The 17,740-nt window shown below is 71.4% G+C and carries 13 protein-coding genes; 10 read left to right on the top strand and 3 right to left on the bottom strand.

Annotation, left to right across the window (positions count from 1 at the left end):
• The 4 genes from ACWDX9_RS25755 to ACWDX9_RS25770 all read left to right on the top strand — a co-directional run.
• Positions 1-1,105 (top strand): serine hydrolase domain-containing protein (locus ACWDX9_RS25755; RefSeq protein ID WP_449958021.1); only part of this gene is annotated, 1,105 nt, incomplete at its 5' end.
• Positions 1,102-2,691 (top strand): ABC transporter ATP-binding protein, encoded by a 1,590-nt coding sequence (locus ACWDX9_RS25760; RefSeq protein WP_449958024.1) that lies wholly within the window; start codon positions 1,102-1,104, stop codon positions 2,689-2,691. The genes ACWDX9_RS25755 and ACWDX9_RS25760, both read left to right, overlap by 4 nt.
• Positions 2,692-2,722: 31 nt before the next feature.
• Positions 2,723-3,151, top strand: coding sequence for a winged helix-turn-helix transcriptional regulator (locus tag ACWDX9_RS25765; protein WP_449958027.1), 429 nt, complete (start codon positions 2,723-2,725; stop codon positions 3,149-3,151).
• Positions 3,152-3,176: 25 nt separating this feature from the next.
• Entirely contained in the window at positions 3,177-3,908 is a 732-nt protein-coding gene (locus tag ACWDX9_RS25770) for a carbon-nitrogen hydrolase family protein (RefSeq protein WP_449958029.1), read from the top strand.
• Between the two features lie 20 nt (positions 3,909-3,928).
• Here ACWDX9_RS25770 and ACWDX9_RS25775 read toward each other — a convergent pair whose 3' ends face one another.
• Positions 3,929-4,732: an SDR family NAD(P)-dependent oxidoreductase gene (locus ACWDX9_RS25775; RefSeq protein WP_449958032.1), complete on the bottom strand. Its 804-nt coding sequence runs from the start codon at positions 4,730-4,732 to the stop codon at positions 3,929-3,931.
• A gap of 71 nt (positions 4,733-4,803) precedes the next feature.
• Between ACWDX9_RS25775 and ACWDX9_RS25780 the strand changes: the two genes are divergently transcribed.
• Positions 4,804-5,349: a TetR/AcrR family transcriptional regulator gene (locus ACWDX9_RS25780; protein WP_449958035.1), complete on the top strand. Its 546-nt coding sequence runs from the start codon at positions 4,804-4,806 to the stop codon at positions 5,347-5,349.
• Here the strand turns inward: ACWDX9_RS25780 and ACWDX9_RS25785 are convergent.
• A complete protein-coding gene (locus ACWDX9_RS25785) occupies positions 5,334-9,032 on the bottom strand; it encodes a S8 family peptidase (RefSeq protein ID WP_449958038.1) in 3,699 nt (1,232 codons plus the stop codon). The two genes, ACWDX9_RS25780 and ACWDX9_RS25785, sit on opposite strands and share 16 nt — an antisense overlap.
• 362 nt (positions 9,033-9,394) lie before the next feature.
• On the opposite strand from ACWDX9_RS25785, the gene ACWDX9_RS25790 reads away from it, so the two are divergent.
• Positions 9,395-12,382 (top strand): alpha-mannosidase, encoded by a 2,988-nt coding sequence (locus tag ACWDX9_RS25790; protein WP_449958041.1) that lies wholly within the window; start codon positions 9,395-9,397, stop codon positions 12,380-12,382.
• Here ACWDX9_RS25790 and ACWDX9_RS25795 read toward each other — a convergent pair.
• Entirely contained in the window at positions 12,379-13,551 is a 1,173-nt protein-coding gene (locus ACWDX9_RS25795; RefSeq protein WP_449958044.1) for an ROK family transcriptional regulator, read from the bottom strand. The genes ACWDX9_RS25790 and ACWDX9_RS25795 overlap by 4 nt on opposite strands.
• An 87-nt stretch (positions 13,552-13,638) precedes the next feature.
• On the opposite strand from ACWDX9_RS25795, the gene ACWDX9_RS25800 reads away from it, so the two are divergent.
• Genes ACWDX9_RS25800 through ACWDX9_RS25815 form a run of 4 tightly spaced genes read left to right on the top strand, consistent with a single transcriptional unit; the run spans position 13,639 to position 17,371 of the window.
• Positions 13,639-14,997, top strand: a complete 1,359-nt coding sequence (locus ACWDX9_RS25800) for an extracellular solute-binding protein (protein WP_449958047.1) — start codon at positions 13,639-13,641, stop codon at positions 14,995-14,997.
• Positions 14,994-15,908, top strand: a complete 915-nt coding sequence (locus ACWDX9_RS25805) for a carbohydrate ABC transporter permease (protein WP_449958050.1) — start codon at positions 14,994-14,996, stop codon at positions 15,906-15,908. The genes ACWDX9_RS25800 and ACWDX9_RS25805 overlap by 4 nt, the downstream gene beginning before the upstream one ends.
• The gene (locus tag ACWDX9_RS25810; protein WP_449958053.1) at positions 15,905-16,726 is read left to right on the top strand and encodes a carbohydrate ABC transporter permease; all 822 of its coding nucleotides are present in this window, start codon (positions 15,905-15,907) and stop codon (positions 16,724-16,726) included. Before ACWDX9_RS25805 ends, ACWDX9_RS25810 begins: the two co-directional genes overlap by 4 nt.
• Positions 16,727-16,765: 39 nt before the next feature.
• Positions 16,766-17,371 (top strand): VOC family protein, encoded by a 606-nt coding sequence (locus tag ACWDX9_RS25815; protein WP_449958056.1) that lies wholly within the window; start codon positions 16,766-16,768, stop codon positions 17,369-17,371.
• Positions 17,372-17,740 lie beyond the last annotated feature (369 nt).

Genomic DNA, 17,740 nt, shown 5'->3' on the forward strand with positions numbered 1-17,740 from the left:
CGGCGCCGGTCGCCGAGCCGCCGCGCTCGCTGGTGCTGACGCGATGAGCTCTCCTCACCACGATCCCCCGGCGAGCGCCCCGGCGGGGGTGGTCATGGCCGCGCGGACGCCGTGGTTCGACCTCGCCGAGTGCGCCGGTCACCGGACCGTGCGCCGGGAGGACGGCCGGCTCGTCGGCGACGCGCCGATGACGCCGGACACCTGCCACGACCTCGCCTCGGTCACGAAGGTCGTGGCCACCACGACGGCGCTGATCCGGCTGGTGTCCGACCGGCTGGTGGACCTGGACGCGCCGCTGAGCGCGTACCTCGCCCACTCGTACGAGGCGATCACCGTGCGGGACCTGCTCCTGCACCGCGGCGGGCTGTGGGAGTGGTGGCCGCTCTACATCCAGCCGGCGCCGCCGCCCCCGCGCTACCGCCCCGGCCGCGCCCGCCACTACTCCGACCTCGGCTTCGTCCTGCTCGGCCGGATCGTCGAGACCGTCGCCGGCCTGAGCCTGGACCAGGCCGTGACCGAGCTGGTCACCGAGCCGCTCGGCCTCGGCTCGACCGGGTACGGCCGCCCGGCGGGCCCCGAGGTGGCCATGAGCGCCCTGGACGACCGGACCGAGATGGTCATGCTCGACACCGGGCGGCCGTACCCCGTCCCGTACCGCAGCTCCGACTTCGCGCGCTGGCGGTCCGGGCCGGTGCTCGGCGAGGTCGCCGACGGCAACGCCCATCACGCCTTCGGCGGGGTCGCCGGGCACGCCGGGCTCTTCTCGACCGTGCCGGACCTGCTCGCCTACGGCCTGGCGATGTCCCGGTACGAGGAGCACGACCGGCTGTGGCGGCCCGAGGTGGCCGAGGAGTTCTTCACCCCCGGCCCCGACGCCGGGCAGGCTCTGGGGTTCCGCACGTACGAGCTGCAGCTGTGGGACGAGACCGTGACCGTGCTCGGCCACCCCGGCTACGTCGGCTGCGCGGTCGGCTTCGTGCCCGGCCGCGACATCGCCCTGGCCCTGGCGAGCAACCGCCTGCTCGTCGAGGGCGACCCCACCCCCACCGACGCCCTCTGGGGCGGGCTGCTGCAGACCATCACGCAACGATCGAGGACCGCATGACCCCCCTCCTGGAGATCCGTGACCTCTCGGTCGCCTTCCGCACCCGCAGGCAGGACGTCACCGTCGTCAAGGGCGTCTCGATGGAGATCCTGCCCGGCCAGACCGTCGCGGTGGTCGGCGAGTCGGGCTCCGGCAAGTCCACCACGGCCGCCGCCGTCAACCGGCTGCTGCCGGACAACGGCCGCATCACCGGTGGCCGGATCCTGTTCGACGGCCGCGACCTGACCGGGCTCTCCGGGCGCGAGATGACCGCGATCCGCGGCGCGGGCATCGGCCTGGTCCCCCAGGACCCCATGTCGAACCTCAACCCGCTCATGCGGGTCGGCGACCAGATCGCCGAGGCGCTCGAGGTCCACGGCGTGGCCACCGGCAAGGCGGCCCGGGCCCGCGTGCTCGAACTGCTGGATCTCGTCGGCATCCCCGACCCGGCCCGCCGGATCGGGCAGTACCCGCACGAGTTCTCCGGCGGCATGCGCCAGCGCGCGCTGATCGCCATGGGGCTGGCCTGCCGGCCGAAGCTGCTCATCGCCGACGAGCCCACCTCCGCGCTGGACGTGACCGTGCAGCGGCGCATCCTCGACCAGCTCGAACAACTCACCGCCGAGATGGGCACGGCCGTCCTGCTCATCACGCACGACCTGGCGCTGGCGGCGGAGCGGGCCGACGTGGTGGCCGTCATGCACGACGGCCGGATCGTCGAGACCGGGCGGGCGGCCGAGATCCTCGCCGATCCCGCGCACGAGTACACCAGGCGGCTGCTGAACGCCGTGCCGAGCCTGTCGTCGGTCCGCGTCGCGGAGCCACCTCAGGAGAGCGAGGACCTGGTGGTGGTCGAGGGCCTGCGCAAGGTGTTCCCGATCAGGGGCACGGGCGAGGAGCTGACCGCGGTGGACGAGGTCTCGTTCCGGATCCCGAAGGGCCGTACCGTCTCGATCGTGGGCGAGTCGGGCTCGGGCAAGTCGACCACCGCGAACCTGCTGCTCGGCCTCGACGACCTCACCTCCGGCAGCATCCGCTTCGACGGCACGGACCTGGCGGCGCTCGGCCGGCGGGAGCTGTTCGCCTTCCGGCGGCGGGTCCAGCCGGTGTTCCAGAATCCGTACGCCTCGCTCGACCCCCGCTACCCCGTCGGGAAGTCCATCGCCGAGCCGCTGCGCGTGCACCGCGTCGGCACCGCGGCCGAACGCAGGAAGGCAGCGGCCGAGCTGCTGGAGAAGGTGTCGCTGCCCGCGTCCATGGCCGACCGGCTGCCGCACGAGCTGTCCGGCGGCCAGCGCCAGCGGGTGGCCATCGCGCGGGCGCTGGCGCTCTCGCCCGAGCTGGTCGTGCTGGACGAGGCCGTCTCGGCGCTCGACGTGCTGGTGCAGGCGCAGATCCTGGAGCTGCTCGCCGGGCTGCAGCGCGAGCTCGGGCTGAGCTACCTGTTCATCAGCCACGACCTGGCCGTCGTACGGATGATCTCGCACGAGGTGCACGTCATGAGCGGCGGGCGGATCGTGGAGAGCGGCACCGCCGAGGACGTCTTCGACCGCCCGTCCGCGGACTACACCCGCGAGCTGCTCGCGGCGATCCCGGGCAACAGGTAGGTTGGAAATTCGGACTCTCTCGGAGGTGAGCATGCCCAGGGAATGCTCGATCGCCAACGCGCTGACGGTCGTCGGCGAGCGCTGGAGCCTGCTGGCCATGCGGGAGGTCCTGCTGGGCGTGCGCCGCTTCGACCAGATCGCCCGCAACACCGGCGCCAGCCGCGACATCCTCACCGCCAGGCTGCGCAAGCTGGAGGAGGTCGGGCTGCTGGAGCGCGAGCTGTACGAGTCGCACCCGCCGCGCTACGAGTACGTGCTGACCGAGGCGGGGCGGGCGCTGCACTCGGTGCTGCTGTCGCTCATGGACTGGGGCGACCGGTACGTCACGAAGGGCGAGCCGCCGACGGTGTGGCGGCACAGCTGCGGCGAGCCGCTGGAGCCGCTCATGGTGTGCGCGCACTGCCGCGAGCCCGTACACGTAGAGGACATGTCCGTTATACGCGTACACCAGCCGCAGTAGGCCCTTCACCCGTCACAGTGGAGGGGTGAAGATCCTCCTGGTTCAGCCCCCTCACTGGTCTCCCGACGGCCACGCCAACTTCGACGCGATCGAGGAGCTCGTCACCGCCCGCTCGGGCGACGTGGTGCTCCTGCCCGAGCTGGCCGGTGCCAGCCTGCCCCGTGCCGAATACCTGGCCAGGGTGCGCGCCCTGGCCAAGGGGGCGGGGATGGCGGTCGTCGGCGGGTCCCACTACGACGGCCCGGTCAACCGGGGCGCCGTGTTCGACGCCGGGGGCGAGCTGCTGACGGAGTACGACAAGGTCCACCCCTACGACGTCGAACTGCGCTCGGGCGTGGTCCCCGGCCTCCCGAGCGCGGGCTTCGAGCTGAACGGCCGCCGCCTGCACGTCCTGCTCTGCGCCGACCTGTGGTACTCGGCCAGCCTGGCCGGGCGCGACGGCCTCGACGCGGTGCTGGTGCCGGCCTTCTCGATCACCCGCTGGGACGGCCCCGCCCCGGCGCGCGAGCTGTGGCAGCACATGACCGTGGCGCGGGCGTACGAGTTCATGACGTACGTGGCGGTGAGCGACTGGCACCACGAGACCACCTACCACGGGCATCCCTGCGCGGGGGTCGCCGGGTTCGCCAACCCCTGCCCGCGGACCCGCGCCGGCTTCTTCACCGGCACGGGCGACGACCCGGTCTCGGTCCACGACCTGGACTTCGACCGCCTGGACGCCTTCCGGCGCGACCGCGCGGACCGCGGCTTCCGGTAGGACTGCCCGCGAACGCCGCCTCAGCCGTGTCCCGGGGAGGGTGTGAGGGCGTCGGCGACCTGGCGGGTGACGCGGCGGCCGATGAGGGCCAGGAGCTTGCGCGGGCGGCGGGGCATCAGGTGTGCCAGGCCCAGGTTGCCGCGGCCGGGCACCACGTATCCGCGGTCGCGGTCGAACGCGCGCAGGGCCGTGCTGACGACCAGCTCGGGGGTGGCGAGCCTGGCGCCGATGGCCGCCTCCCTGGTGCCGATCCGGTCGAAGAACGCGGTCTCGACCGGCCCCGGCGCGACCGCCAACACCTTCACGCCGGTGCCGCGCAGCTCGCTCCAGAGCGCGAGGCTGAAGTTGAGCACGAACGTCTTGGACGAGGCGTAGGTCGCGAAGTACGGGGCGACGTTGAAGCCGGCCGTGGAGCCCACGTTCACCACGCCGCCGGAGCCCCGGGCGAGCATGCCCGGCAGGAACGCGTGCGTCAGCCCCACCAGCGCGACGACGTTGACCATGAGCTCCTCGTGTTCGCGCTCCGGCGCGATCTGCGCGAAGTGCCCGGCCGTGCCGAAGCCGGCGTTGTTGACGAGCAGCTCGACGGCGATCCCGCGGGCGGCCACCTCATCGGCCACCCGCGTGGCCGCGTCGGGGGCGGACAGGTCCTGGACGAGCACCTCGGCCCGCACCCCGTGGGCCTGGCGCAGCGAGGCGGCGAGGGTTTCCAGCGCGGGGCCGGACCTGGCGACCAGCACCAGGTCGTGCCCTCGGGCGGCCAGCTGACGCGCGAACTCGGCGCCGATCCCGGAGGAGGCTCCGGTGACAAGTGCGTAAGTCATGAGTTGGAAAGTAGCACGTTTTATTAGAACTGCGCCATTTCGTCTCACTTTTAGGCTGTACCGTCTCCTTCATGGGAAGACTGCGGGCCGACGCCGAGCGCAGCATGCGCGCGATCATGGCGGCGGCGGAAGACGTGCTCAGCGCCAATCCGGTGGCCACGATGGAGCAGGTCGCCGAGGCGGCGGGGGTGGCCAGGGCGACCGTCCACCGCAGGTTCGCCAGCCGGGAGGCGCTGATCGAGGCCATGGAGGTGGCCGCGTGGCGGGAGATCCAGGACGCCGTGCACGCCGCCCGCCCGCACACCGCGCCCGCCCAGGTGGCGCTCCACCAGGCCACGGCCAACATCCTGCAGATCAAGCTCGGCTGGCGGTTCACGCTGGCCCGCCCGGTGCCGCTCAGCAAGGAGGCGCAGGCGGTGCAGTCCGAGGTGATGGAGCTGTGCGAGGCGGTGTTCGGGAAGCTGCTGGGCCCCGCCGCCGACATCGTCTGGGCCCGGCAGGTCTATCTCGCGCTGCTGGGGGAGGCCGCGCACGGCTCTCCCCCAGGCTCCGATCCGGACGCGCTGGCCACGAGGGTGATCGACACCCTCCTGCACGGCGTTCAGCGCACCGCGTAGGCGCGGATCACCTCCTGCGACAGGGTGTTGCCGTTGACGTCGGAGGCCTTCAGCCGCAGCGAGACGAAGCCGGTCGGCGAGCGGTCGAGCGTCGTCTCGTAGCTCCGCTCGCCCTTGTCACGCAGGCGGGCGGGCTTCCAGGTGGCGCCGTCGTCGTACGACACCTCCAGCGAGACGTCCTTGACCGCGCTCTGCGGCGCGCCCTCCTGGTGGTAGAGCGACAGGCCGAGCCGGTGCGACCTGGCCTGGTTCTTCAGGTCCACGGGCGCGTCGAACGAGGCCAGCAGCAGCGGGATCACCGTCGTCGCCGTGGCCCGCTCCGAGCCGAACGTCCACACCGCCCTCGTGCGGGTGGACAGCTTCGCCCACTCGGCCTCGTTGGCGAGGTCGTACTCGATGCGGTACGTGGCCCGCTCCGGCGGGAGCACGCCCGAGCCCGAGGGCAGGTAGTTCGTCTGCAGCAGCAACTTGTCGCCCTGGTAGAGCCGGAAGTCGCTCTTCAGGCCGTGCTCGAACATGCTGGTGTATCCGTCGCCGTAGTTGCGGTCGGCGTCCACGAAGCCCTGCATCGAGATGCGCAGCCGGTCGCCGTCCCGGCGCAGCGGGTTGCGCGGGTTGATGCCGGGCATCACCGGCTGCTTGAACAGCGTCCGGCCGACCCGCTCCCCCACCTCGTAGGGGCGGAACTCCGGCGACGACATCAGGACGCGCGGCGTGTCCGGGTGCGGCCACATGTTGTTGTAGGACCGCTCCGGGCTGCCCGCCGACGAGCTCCACTTCAGCTCGGGGTCGGGGGTGACGTAGTCGGTACGGGTGCGCGGCGTCTTGGCCAGCGGAAGGTTCGTGGAGATGGACGAGGTGTCCCACGGCTCGAAGACGAACCTGGCCTCGTTCATCGTCACGTCGTCGGCCAGCTGGCTGTGGTAGCCGGTCTCGATCCTGGCCAGCGACCTCGACCTGACCACGTACGTGAGCGAGTCGCGCACGCGGCCCTTCTCGCGCAGGTAGAGGTCGTAGACGTACGGGCTGGCGACGTTGCCCTTGGCCAGGATCGGCACGGGCAGGTGGCGCAGCCGCGCGACCAGCTTCAGCCCCTCCTCGTGCGTCAGGCGCACGGTCGGGACGGTGAGCTTGACCCTGTTGCCGCCAGTGGTGACGTCGGCGCCCGGCTGGTCGCTGTAGACGGCGACCATCTTCGCCCCGGCCGCCGCGGCGGCGTTGGACTGGGCAGAGACGGGCACGCCGTCCGTGCGGCGGATCACGGCGAGCTTGCCGCGCAGGTCGCGGGCCTTGATCTCGTCGGCGCTGCCCCGCCCCGCGTCCACGGCCATGAGCAGCTGGGTGCCGTCCAGGCGCGGGTACTCGGTGGAGAAGTCGCTGAACTGGACCGGGTCGACGTACTGCGGCTCCAGGTCCAGGCCGGGCGTGGACAGCTCGATCTCCGGGGCCGCCAGCCGCCAGCGGGTGGCGACGGTGAAGGTGCCCTTGGTGACCTTCCTGGTGGGCTGGACGAACAGCCGCTCCTCGATCTGCGCGCCGGGCGAGATCGTGGTGCCGCCGCGCAGCGCGGTGCCCTGCTCGCCGGAGCGGTACCACATGAGGGCCCCGGCGGCGCCGGTGTTCCGCTTGGTCCGGTGGTCGGGCGTCTCGACCTTCACCTCGACCGCCTTGCGGGCGTCCAGCACGACCTCGGTGTTCTGCGAGATCTTCATTTCCGGGTCGCCGAGCAGGCTCTCGTTGAGCGGCTTGCCGCCGGCGGTGCTGTCCTGCGTGGCGGGCATGGTGAAGATGTGGCCGAGCACGGAGTAGGTGCCGGGCTTGACCAGCAGGCAGGTGCCGGTGCCGTACTTCTGGTCGGTGCAGGGCTGGGAAGGGTCGCCGGGGAGCAGGCGGCCGACCAGGGTGCCTTCGTCCAGGTTGAGGACGGTGAAGCCGCCGCGGCCGGGACGGCCGTCGCGGGCGATGCCCCGTACGCGCAGCTCGACGCGCTTTTCGTCGACGCTGGCGGTCAGCAGCGTGCGGACCGGGCTGCCGCCCGCGACGGCGGCCGTCAGCTCCTGGCGCACCAGCCCGCTCTCGGCCGCCTTGGCCGTGACCGTCACCTCGGCCTTCCCGCCGGCGGGCACGGTGAGTTTCGACGGCTCGACGGTGAACGCGTCACCGGCCGACAGGTCCAGCTCGGCGGGCTTCTGGCCGAGGTTGTGGTAGCCCACGGTGAGGCTCTTCCGCTCGCCGGTGGTGAGCTTGCCGAAGCTCGCCGAGCCCGTCGAGGCCACGACCGAGCCCTTGAGCGCGGCGGCCACGTCGATGCGGCCCGCGCCCTGCTCGTCCACGGAGATGTCCTGGCCGGGCCTGGCACTGGCCATGAGCAGCGACTTCAGCTCGTTGCCGGCGATCCCCGGGCGGGCCTGGCGCAGCAGTGCCGCCGCGCCCGCGACGTGCGGGGTCGCCATCGAGGTGCCGGACAGCGTGAGGGTGCCGCCGCCCGCCTTGGCGGCGGTGATGTCCACGCCGGGGGCGGTGACGTCGGGCTTGACCGACTGGTCGGCCGTGATCGGGCCCCTGCTGGAGAACGGCGCCAGCGCGTCCCGCTTGTCCACCGCGCCGACGGTCAGCGCCTCGGGGGCGTCGCCCGGGGCGCCCACGCACCCGTCGCAGCCGTCGTTGCCGGCGGCCACCACGAACAGCGTGCCGTACTGCTTGCTGAGCTGCGTCACCGCCGCGGTGAGCGGGCCGCCGGGCTCGCGGCCGCCCAGGCTCATGTTGACGACCTCGGCGTGCTTCTCGCCGGCCGCCCACTCCATGCCGTCGATGATCCACGACAGCTGGCCGTAGCCGTCGGCGTCGAGCACGCGGCCGTTGAGCAGCCGCGCGCCGGGCGCGACGCCCTTGGCGACGCCGCCCGCGCCCGTGCCCGCGATGGTGCTGGCGACGTGGGTGCCGTGCCCGTGGGGGTCGCCGGCGACGCTCTGGCCGGTGAAGTCGCGCTGGTCGGCGACCTTGCCCGCCAGGTCGGCGTGCGCGGCGTCCACGCCGGTGTCGAGGACGGCCACGGTCGTGCCGGTGCCGTCGTACCCGGCCGCCCACGCCTCGGGGGCGCCGATCTGCGGCACGCTCTGCTCCAGGTCCGGCTTCACCTTGCGGTCGAGCCAGATCTTCCGCACGCCCGCCAGCGGGCCCGCCGCCCGCAGGCTCGGGGTGGCCAGCTTGGCCAGCTCGGCCCCGAACGCCGCGGCGTCCCGGGTCGCCACCGACACGCCCGCGCCGCCGATGCTCTCCAGCGTGCGGGCCTGCTTGACGGCGGGGATGGCGGCCTTGGTGGCGTTGCCCTCGTAGGTGAGGATGAGCGGGATGGCGCCTCCCGCGTAGCCCTGCTCGGCCAGCTCGGTCACGTTGAACAGCGCGGTGTCGAGCCGGTCGGGGACCAGGGCGGCGACGTCGTCGGGGACGACGGTCACGCCGGTGTCCGTCTCCAGCACCTGGAACGTCGGCACTGAGCCGTCCGCCCGCGGCGCGGGGGTGACCGTCACCGCGCGGTGCTCGCCGTCCACGGCCCTCACCTGCACCTGGTCACCGGTGATCAGCGTGATCTCGCCGGCCGGGGCGCCCGTGAACGCCATCGGCGGGCCGGCCGCCTCGGTGCCGGCGTGCGCGCCGGGTGCCGAGAATAACGATGCGACCATGACCATGGAGACGGCCGCAACCCGCCATCGTCCCATGGCGACCTCCAGAGAATCGGTAAGCACGAATACCGAATTACTAGTCATCCGGATGGACGTTGTCTATGAGGTTGGTGTGGCCAGATCCCGACTTGTCGGGAACCCGCCACCGTCCTCCCGCCACCCGATGGATCTCCGGCCGAAGTGCGGGCCGCACTTCGGCCGGGGTCTTATGGGGAGGGGAGAGATCGGGGAAGCCCGGCCGTGCCGCAGCGGCGTGCGGCGGCCCTTGCTGAGGTGATGGGGTTTGTGCATTGCCGGGCGCGATCAAGTTGCTTAACGTGCTAAAGGCTGATCTGTCGCCTTTCCGTGGGGAGCCGCCTGACATGCATGATGACCGCAACCTGGTCGAGGCCCGCCTGCAGCGGGTGCTGGACGAGCGCATCCGCCCGGCCGTGTATCCCGAGTCCGTCCCGCTGGAGGTGGCGGTCTGGCACGCGCCGGGCGAGCCCGTACCGGTCGCGGAGGGGCTGGCGGCGACGCCCGAGCCGATCGCGCCCGGCACCGCGTGGGGCGCTCCGTGGGGCACGAGCTGGTTCACGGTCACCGGCACGGTGCCCGCCGAGTGGGCGGGCAGGACCGTGGAGGCCATCCTCGACCTGGGTTTCAACGAGAACATGCCGGGCTTCCAGAGCGAGGGCCTGGTCTACCGCCCCGACGGCTCGCCGGTGAAGGGCCTCAACCCCCGCAACCAGTGGGTACGCATCGGCTCCCCCGCCGAGGGCGGCGAGCGGGTGCGCCTGCACGTCGAGGCCGCCTCCAACCCCGTCATCCTCGGCAACCCGCCCTTCCGGCCGACGCACCTGGGCGACAGGGAGACCGCCGGCGGCGACCCGCTCTACCGGCTGGCCCGCATGGACCTGGCCGTCTTCGACGAGACCGTGTGGCAGCTCGTGATGGACCTGGAGGTGCTCGGCGAGCTGATGCTGGAGCTGCCCGCCGACGGCACCCGCCGCTGGGAGCTGCTGCGGGCCCTGGAGCGGGCGCTGGACGCCGTCGATCTCCAGGACGTCAACGGCACGGCGGCCGCCGCCCGGGCCGAGCTGACCGGCGTGCTGTCGTCCCCGGCCGTGCCCTCGGCGCACCGGATCAGCGCCGTCGGCCACGCGCACATCGACTCGGCCTGGCTGTGGCCGCTGCGCGAGACCGTGCGCAAGGTGGCCCGCACCGCCTCGAACATGACCGCCCTGCTGGAGGACGAGCCGGACTTCGTGTTCGCGATGTCGCAGGCGCAGCAGTGGGCGTGGATCAAGGAGCACCGCCCCGAGGTGTGGGCGAAGGTGACCAAGGCGGTGGCCGCGGGCCGGTTCGTCCCGACGGGCGGCATGTGGGTGGAGTCCGACACGAACATGCCCGGCTCCGAGGCGATGGCCCGGCAGTTCGTGCACGGCAAGCGGTTCTTCATCGACGAGTTCGGCATCGACAACGAGGAGGTGTGGCTGCCGGACACGTTCGGGTTCGCGGCGGGGCTGCCGCAGATCATCAAGGCGGCCGGGTCGAAGCGGCTGCTCACGCAGAAGATCTCGTGGAGCCAGACGAACACGTTCCCGCACCACACGTTCCTGTGGGAGGGCATCGACGGGACGCGGATCTTCACGCACTTCCCGCCGGTGGACACCTACAACTGCTCGATGAGCGGCCGCGAGCTGGCGCACGCGGCCCGCAACTTCAAGGACAAGGGGCTCGCGCGGCACTCGCTCGCGCCGACGGGCTGGGGCGACGGGGGCGGCGGCACGACGCGCGAGATGGTCGCCAAGGCGGCCAGGGTGCGCGACCTGGAGGGCTCGCCCGCCGTCACGTGGGAGCCGCCCGCCCACTTCTTCGCCAAGGCCGAGGCCGAGTATCCGAGCCCGCCGGTCTGGGTGGGCGAGCTCTACCTGGAGCTGCACCGCGCCACGCTCACCAGCCAGGCCAAGACCAAGCAGGGCAACCGGCGCAGCGAGTCGCTGCTGCGGGAGGCCGAGCTGTGGGCGGCCACCGCGGCCGTGCGCGCCGGGGCCTCGTACCCGTACGAGCGGCTCGACCGGATCTGGAAGACGGTGCTGCTGCACCAGTTCCACGACATCCTGCCGGGCTCGTCGATCGCGTGGGTGCACCGGGAGGCGCGCCGGACGTACGAGGCGGTGGCCGCGGAGCTGAACGAGATCATCGACACCGCGCAGCGCGCCCTGGCCGGCGACGGCGACCACGGGGTGGTCTTCAACGGCGCCCCGCACACCCGCCACGGCGTGCCCGCAGGAGGCGCACGGGCCGTCTCCGGCGCGCGGTGGACGGAGACGCGCGAGCGCGACGGCGGCGGTTTCGTCCTGGAGAACGACCTGCTCAGGGTGGAGATCGACGCCCGCGGCCTGGTCGTGTCCGCCCGCGATCTGACGGCGGGCCGGGAGACCGTCCCGCCCGGCCAGGCGGCGAACCTCCTGCAGCTCCACCCCGACTTCCCCAACAAGTGGGACGCCTGGGACGTGGACGAGTTCTACCGCAACACGGTCACCGACCTCGTGGACGCCGACGAGGTGAGCCTCGACGGCGACGGGGTCCGGGTCCGGCGCTCGTTCGGGTCCTCCACGGTGACGCAGGTGCTCACGCTGGCCGGCGGCCGGCTCGACATCCTCACCGAGGTCGACTGGCACGAGACGGAGAAGTTCCTCAAGCTGGCGTTCCCGCTGGACGTGCGCGCCGACCGGTACGCCTCCGAGAGCCAGTACGGCCACGCCTACCGCGCCACGCACACCAACACGAGCTGGGAGGCGGCCAAGTTCGAGGCGTGCAACCACCGCTTCGTGCACGTGGAGGAGCCGGGCTGGGGCGTCGCGCTGGTCAACGACTCGACGTACGGCCACGACGTCACCCGGGCCGTCCGCCCGGACTCGGGCACGACCACCACGGTGCGCGTCTCGCTGCTGCGGGCCCCGCGTTTCCCCGACCCCGAGACCGACCAGGGCGTGCACCGCTTCCGGCACGCGCTCGTGCCGGGCGCCACGATCGGCGACGCGGTGCGCGAGGGCTACTTCGTCAACCTGCCCGAGCGCCTGGTGGCCGGCGCGGCGGCGGAGGTGGAGCCGCTGGTCACGGTGGACGACGACGCCGTCGTGGTGACCGCCGTCAAGCTGGCCGACGACGGGAGCGGCGACGTGATCGTACGCTTCCACGAGTCGAGGGGCGGCCGGGCCCGCGCCACGCTGACGCCGGGCTTCCCCGTCGCCGAGGTCGTCGCCACCGACCTGCTGGAGCGCCCCACGGGCGCGCCGGGGCAGGGGCTGTCGGTGTCGCTGCGCCCGTTCGAGCTGGTCACGCTCCGGCTGAAGCGGGCCTAGTCGCTGAGGAGGGCGCCCAGGCGGGGCGCGTACGTGGCGTGGAAGACCAGTGAGGCCGCGCCGATCGCGGCGGCGTCGGCCGCGATCGGCGAGGTCTCCACGCGGACGGCGTGCAGCCGCCTGGCCAGCGTCCTGGTCGACACGGCCCGCGCGATGACCTCGCGGTAGAGCTCCCCCACCTCCCTGAGCGCGGGCCCGCCGAGCACGAGCAGGTCGATGTCCAGCATGTTCACCACGCTCACTGCGGCGTCGGCCAGCCGCTCCGCCACCCGTTCGATCACCCGCCGGGCCTCGGGCTCCCCCTTGGCCGCGGCCGCGCAGACGGCCTTGTGGGAGGCGCGCCCGCCCATGGCGGCCTCGATGGCGCTCGGGCAGCAGACCGCCTCCACGCAGCCGCGGTTGCCGCAGTAGCACTCGGGCCCGTCGGGCTCGAGCGTGATGTGCCCGAACTCGGCCGCGTTCAGCGACCGCCCCCGATATACCTGGTTATCCAGAAATATCCCGCCACCGATGCCCGTCCCCAGGTACAGGTAGGCGAAGCTCGGCGTGGTCCGCGCGATCCCGGCCCAGCGCTCCCCGATCGCCGCGGCGGTGGCGTCGTTGTCCACGGTCACCGGGAACCGCGTGTGCTCGTGCAGCAGCGCCTTGATCGGCACCTGGTCCCACTCGGGCAGCCTGGGCGGCGAGACCATCACCCCGTCCCCGTCCAGCGGCCCCGGGCAGGCCAGCCCCACCCCGAGCACCTTGCCGTCCGCCACCCCCGCCTCCCGCAGGATCCGCCGCGCGGCCCTGGCCATCTGCCGGATCACCGCCTCGGGCTCCAGGCCGGGCCGTACGGGCCGGCGCAGCCGCTCGACCGGCCGCCCGGCCAGATCGGCCAGCACGCACGAGATCTCCTCAGGGTCGAAGTGCACCCCGATCGCGTAGCCCGCGCCCGGGTCCACGCGCAGGATCGTGCGCGGCTTGCCCCCGCCCGACGGAACGGACCCGTCCTCGACGACGAGCCCCTCCTCCAGCAGCCGGCGCACGATCACGGACACGGTCTGCGCGGTCAGCCGGGTGCGGGCGGCGATCTGCACCCGGCTGATGCCGTCGGACGCCTGGATCGCCTCCAGGACCACGGCCCGGTTGTAGCTCCCCACCTTGGGCAGGTTCGTGCCCAGTCGCATGTGAGCCATGTCACCACAGAGTGTTGACTTAGTAAATCAAATAGATTTACGTTCTCCGCAAACCCAAGGAAACACGGGGAGCGCGTGATGAGACGTACGCTGGCCGGTTCTCTCTTCCTTCTCCTGACCGCCGTCGCCGGGTGCGGTGGCGGCACCCCGCAGAACACCTCAGGCGCCAAGGAACTCGAGGTCCTCTACAAGGTCGAGACGACGTGGCCGTACCTGGAGAAGATGCTCGCCGCCGCGAAGAAGCAGTACGAGTCCGCCCACCCGGGCGTCACGATCAAGCTCACGGCCGTCCAGGGCAACAACGAGGCGTACTACACGAAGCTGGCGCTGCTCAACCGCTCCCCCGACTCGGCTCCGGACCTCTACTACCACGACACCTTCCAGGTCAACGCGGACGTCGCGGCCGGCAAGCTGGCCCCGCTCGACGACTACCTGGCCAAGTGGCCCGACTGGAGCACCCAGTTCCCCGACTCGGTCAAGCAGGCCGCCAAGGGCGGCGACGGCAAGATCTACGGCGTGCCGATCAGCACCGACACGCGCGGCCTCTGGTACCAGAAGGACGTCTTCGCCAAGGCCGGCCTGCCGGTCCCGTGGGAGCCGAAGACCTGGAACGACGTGCTCACGGCGGCCCGCACGATCAAGCAGAAGCTGCCCGGCGTCGTCCCGTTCAGCATGTACGCCACCAAGATCCACGGCGAGGCGTCGACCATGCAGGGCTTCGAGATGCTTCTGTACGGCACGCCGGGCGGCACCCTGTACGACGACGCGCAGAAGAAGTGGGTGGCCGGCGGCAAGAACTTCACCGACGCCCTGACCTTCGTCAACACCGTCTTCCGGGAGGAGCTGGGTCCCAAGCAGGCCGACGCCCACAACGCCAAGCTCGGCGACAAGGTGACCATGGAGTGGTTCCCCGAGGCCAAGCTCGGCATCTCCCTCGACGGGGCCTGGGCGAGCTCGGCCTGGAGGCCCTCCGGGACCAAGCCGTGGCCCGAGTGGACGCAGAAGATCGGCTGGACGCCCATGCCGACGCAGAACGGCGAGGCGCCGGGCGCGGTGAGCATGTCGGGCGGCTGGGTCATGGCGATGAGCGCGTACACCAAGCACAAGCAGGAGGCGTTCGACTTCATCACCACGGCCACGAACAAGGAGAACTCGATGGCCTACTCGGTCGGCACGGGTGACCTGGCCGCCCGCAAGGACGTGGCCGCCGACCCGAAGTACAGCGCCGACAACCCGAGCGTCAAGTTCTGGACCGACCTGGCCTCCGTCACCCACTACCGGCCCGCGTACGAGGTGTACCCGAAGGTGTCCACCCAGGTCCAGGAGGCCATGGAGGCGGTCGTGACCGGCTCGCGGACCCCTGAGGAGGCCACCGCGAACTACGCCAAGGCGCTCCCGGCCGCGGTCGGCGGACCCGACAAGGTCATGTCGCGATGACGATCGTCACCGCCCCGCCTCCGCCCGTGACGAGCCGCCCGGTACGCGGCTCGTCACGGCGGAACGCCATGCGCTGGCTCCTGCCCCTGGGCCCCGCCCTGGTCCTGCTCGCGCTCTTCCTGGCGGGGCCGATCCTGTGGAGCGTCTACATAGCCTTCACCAACGAGACGTTGACGGGCTCGGCCTCGGTTCACTCGCGGTTCGTCGGCATCGCCAACTTCGTCAAGCTCTTCGGCGACCCGAACTTCCTGAACTCGTTCCTCCTGACGTTCGTCTTCGTCATCGGCTCGGCGGTCATCGGCCAGAACACCCTCGGCCTGATCATCGCGCTCCTCCAGCGCGGCCGCGGCCGGGTGACCCGCAGCGTCGTCAACGGCGTGGTGATCGCCGCCTGGGTGGTGCCGGAGGTCGTGGCCGCGGCCTGCTGGTTCTCGTTCCTGGCCGAGGAGGGCACCCTCAACAGGGTCCTGGGCCTCTCCCAGGAGTGGCTCTACACGGCCCCGATGCTGGCGGTGATCCTGGCGAACATCTGGCGCGGCACGGCCTTCTCCATGCTCGTCTACTCGGCCGCGCTGTCCGAGGTGCCCGCCGACCTGGTGGAGGCCGCCGCCGTGGACGGCGCGGGCCCCGGCCGCCGGCTCCTGCACATCACGCTGCCGCTGATCCGCCGCTCCATCATGGCCAACCTCATGCTGATCACGCTGCAGACCCTGGCCAGCTTCGGCCTCATCTACGCCCTGACGGGCGGCGGCCCGGGCACGGAAAGCCAGACGACGCCGCTGTACATGTACGAGCAGGCCTTCCGCTACTTCGAGATCGGCTACGGCTCGGCGATCGCGCTGGTCATGCTGGTGATCGGCGCGCTGTTCTCGCTGGTCTACCTGCGCCTGATCAAGGTGGAGGACGCATGACGAGGCTCGCCGCCCGCGCCGCCGCCCTGCTCTCGCTGGCGCTGATCACGCTGGCCTTCCTGGGCCCGTTCCTCTGGGTCCTGCTCGCCTCCGTCCAGTCCGAGGCGAGCCTGGCCGCCAAGCCGACGCTCTCCTTCTCGCTGGACAACTTCAAGGCCGTCCTGACCTGGGACACGATCATCCTGCCGCTGATCAACTCGATCGTCATCTCGGGCTCCACGGCGGTGCTGACGGTCCTGGTGGCGGGGCTGGCCGCGTACCCGCTGTCGCGCTACCAGCTCCGCTACCGCCGCCACTTCATGCTGAGCCTCCTGTTCACCACGGGCCTGCCGGTGACGGCGATCCTCGTGCCGGTCTACGCGATGTTCTTCCGCTTCAACCTGTACGGCTCCGTGCCGGCCATGGTGCTGTTCCTGACGGCGAGCTCGCTGCCGTTCTCGATCTGGATGATGAAGAACTTCATGGACGGCGTGCCGGTGAACCTGGAGGAGGCCGCCTGGGTGGACGGGGCCGGCTGGCTCCGCTCGCTGACGGCGGTGGTGGGCCCGCTGATGGCCCCGGGGATAGCCGTGGTGGCCATCTTCGTCTTCGTCGGCCAGTGGGGGAACTTCTTCGCCCCCTTCGTCCTGCTGGACACCCCGGAGAAGCAGCCGGCGGCGGTCACCGTCTACACCTTCTTCTCCCAGTACGGGCAGGTGGCCTACGGCCAGCTGGCCGCCTTCTCGATCCTCTACACGGCGCCGGCGGTGGTCCTCTACGTGGCCGTCAACAAATACCTGGCCAGTTCCTTCAGCTTCGCCGGATCGGTGAAGGGCTGACGGCTTACCAGAGGTAGTTGAAAGGCGTACGGTTGACGCATGGCTGCGACCCCGGACACGGTGCACTGGCGCGGCGTGCACCACCTCGCCCTGGTGACCGCGGACATGGACGCCACCGTGCGCTTCTGGCACGGCGTGCTCGACGCCCGCCTCGTCACCACCCTTGCCGTCCCCGCGTTCAAGCACTACTTCTTCGAGGTGTCGCCGGGTAACACCGTCGCCTTCTTCGAGTACACCGACCAGCCGCTCGACAGCTTCGCCAAGCCCGCCGGCGTGCCCTACCCCAAGGCGGCGCAGTTCGACCACCTGGCGCTGCACCTGCCGGACGAGGACGCGCTCAACCGGCTGCGCGACCGGCTCAAGGCGCACGGCTGCGAGGTCACCGACGTCATCGACCACGGGTTCCTGCGGTCCATCTACTTCAGCGACCCGAACGGGATCGCGCTCGAGGCCTCCTGGTGGACCGTCGATCCGACCGGCCGGCCGGTGGACTACTCCGACGAGCGCCTGTTCGCCGACCCCGACCCGGTGCCCGCCGTACGGGAGCTGCGGGAGGAGGGTCGGCTGCGCCGGACGGTCGCGACGCGCCTGGTGGACGGCATCGTGGAGGACCTCAGGCGTGAGGGGATCACGCTGGATCCTTGAGTTTCACGAAGGCATCACGTGGGGAAGGTCGACGCTTGACCTGCCCCACGTTAGCCTGACCTCAGTTCGCATGTATGCCACTACATGCGGCGGCCGTTTAGTCGATCATGGCTGTGGTAGCGCCGATCGCTATGACAACGGCGGCAAGTATGACGAGAAACCGTACGGTCCGGGGTGTTGACTTGATCGCATCCCGGACTATGCGTCCGAGCTCTTGCACGATCGTGGTCCCAAAGCCCGATGGATCGCACATCGCAGGTTTCACCTCCCCCCAAATCGGGCCCCTGACCTGCACCGTCCCTCCTTTCTTAATCTTGGTTCCACGGTGCATGAGGGTCTCCCAATCTGCAAGTAGGCTTCACGTGGTTC

It is taken from the genome of Nonomuraea sp. NPDC003201 (assembly GCF_053590415.1).

Excerpts from the sequence above, each read along its gene's own strand:
- ACWDX9_RS25795 (WP_449958044.1), bottom strand. The coding sequence starts at position 13,551 with ATGCGACTGGGCACGAACCTGCCCAAGGTGGGGAGCTACAACCGGGCC.
- ACWDX9_RS25810 (WP_449958053.1), top strand. The coding sequence starts at position 15,905 with ATGACGAGGCTCGCCGCCCGCGCCGCCGCCCTGCTCTCGCTGGCGCTG.
- ACWDX9_RS25800 (WP_449958047.1), top strand. The coding sequence starts at position 13,639 with ATGAGACGTACGCTGGCCGGTTCTCTCTTCCTTCTCCTGACCGCCGTC.
- ACWDX9_RS25775 (WP_449958032.1), bottom strand. The coding sequence starts at position 4,732 with ATGACTTACGCACTTGTCACCGGAGCCTCCTCCGGGATCGGCGCCGAG.
- ACWDX9_RS25815 (WP_449958056.1), top strand. The coding sequence starts at position 16,766 with ATGGCTGCGACCCCGGACACGGTGCACTGGCGCGGCGTGCACCACCTC.
- ACWDX9_RS25760 (WP_449958024.1), top strand. The coding sequence starts at position 1,102 with ATGACCCCCCTCCTGGAGATCCGTGACCTCTCGGTCGCCTTCCGCACC.
- ACWDX9_RS25805 (WP_449958050.1), top strand. The coding sequence starts at position 14,994 with ATGACGATCGTCACCGCCCCGCCTCCGCCCGTGACGAGCCGCCCGGTA.
- ACWDX9_RS25785 (WP_449958038.1), bottom strand. The coding sequence starts at position 9,032 with ATGGTCGCATCGTTATTCTCGGCACCCGGCGCGCACGCCGGCACCGAG.
- ACWDX9_RS25765 (WP_449958027.1), top strand. The coding sequence starts at position 2,723 with ATGCCCAGGGAATGCTCGATCGCCAACGCGCTGACGGTCGTCGGCGAG.
- ACWDX9_RS25780 (WP_449958035.1), top strand. The coding sequence starts at position 4,804 with ATGGGAAGACTGCGGGCCGACGCCGAGCGCAGCATGCGCGCGATCATG.
- ACWDX9_RS25790 (WP_449958041.1), top strand. The coding sequence starts at position 9,395 with ATGCATGATGACCGCAACCTGGTCGAGGCCCGCCTGCAGCGGGTGCTG.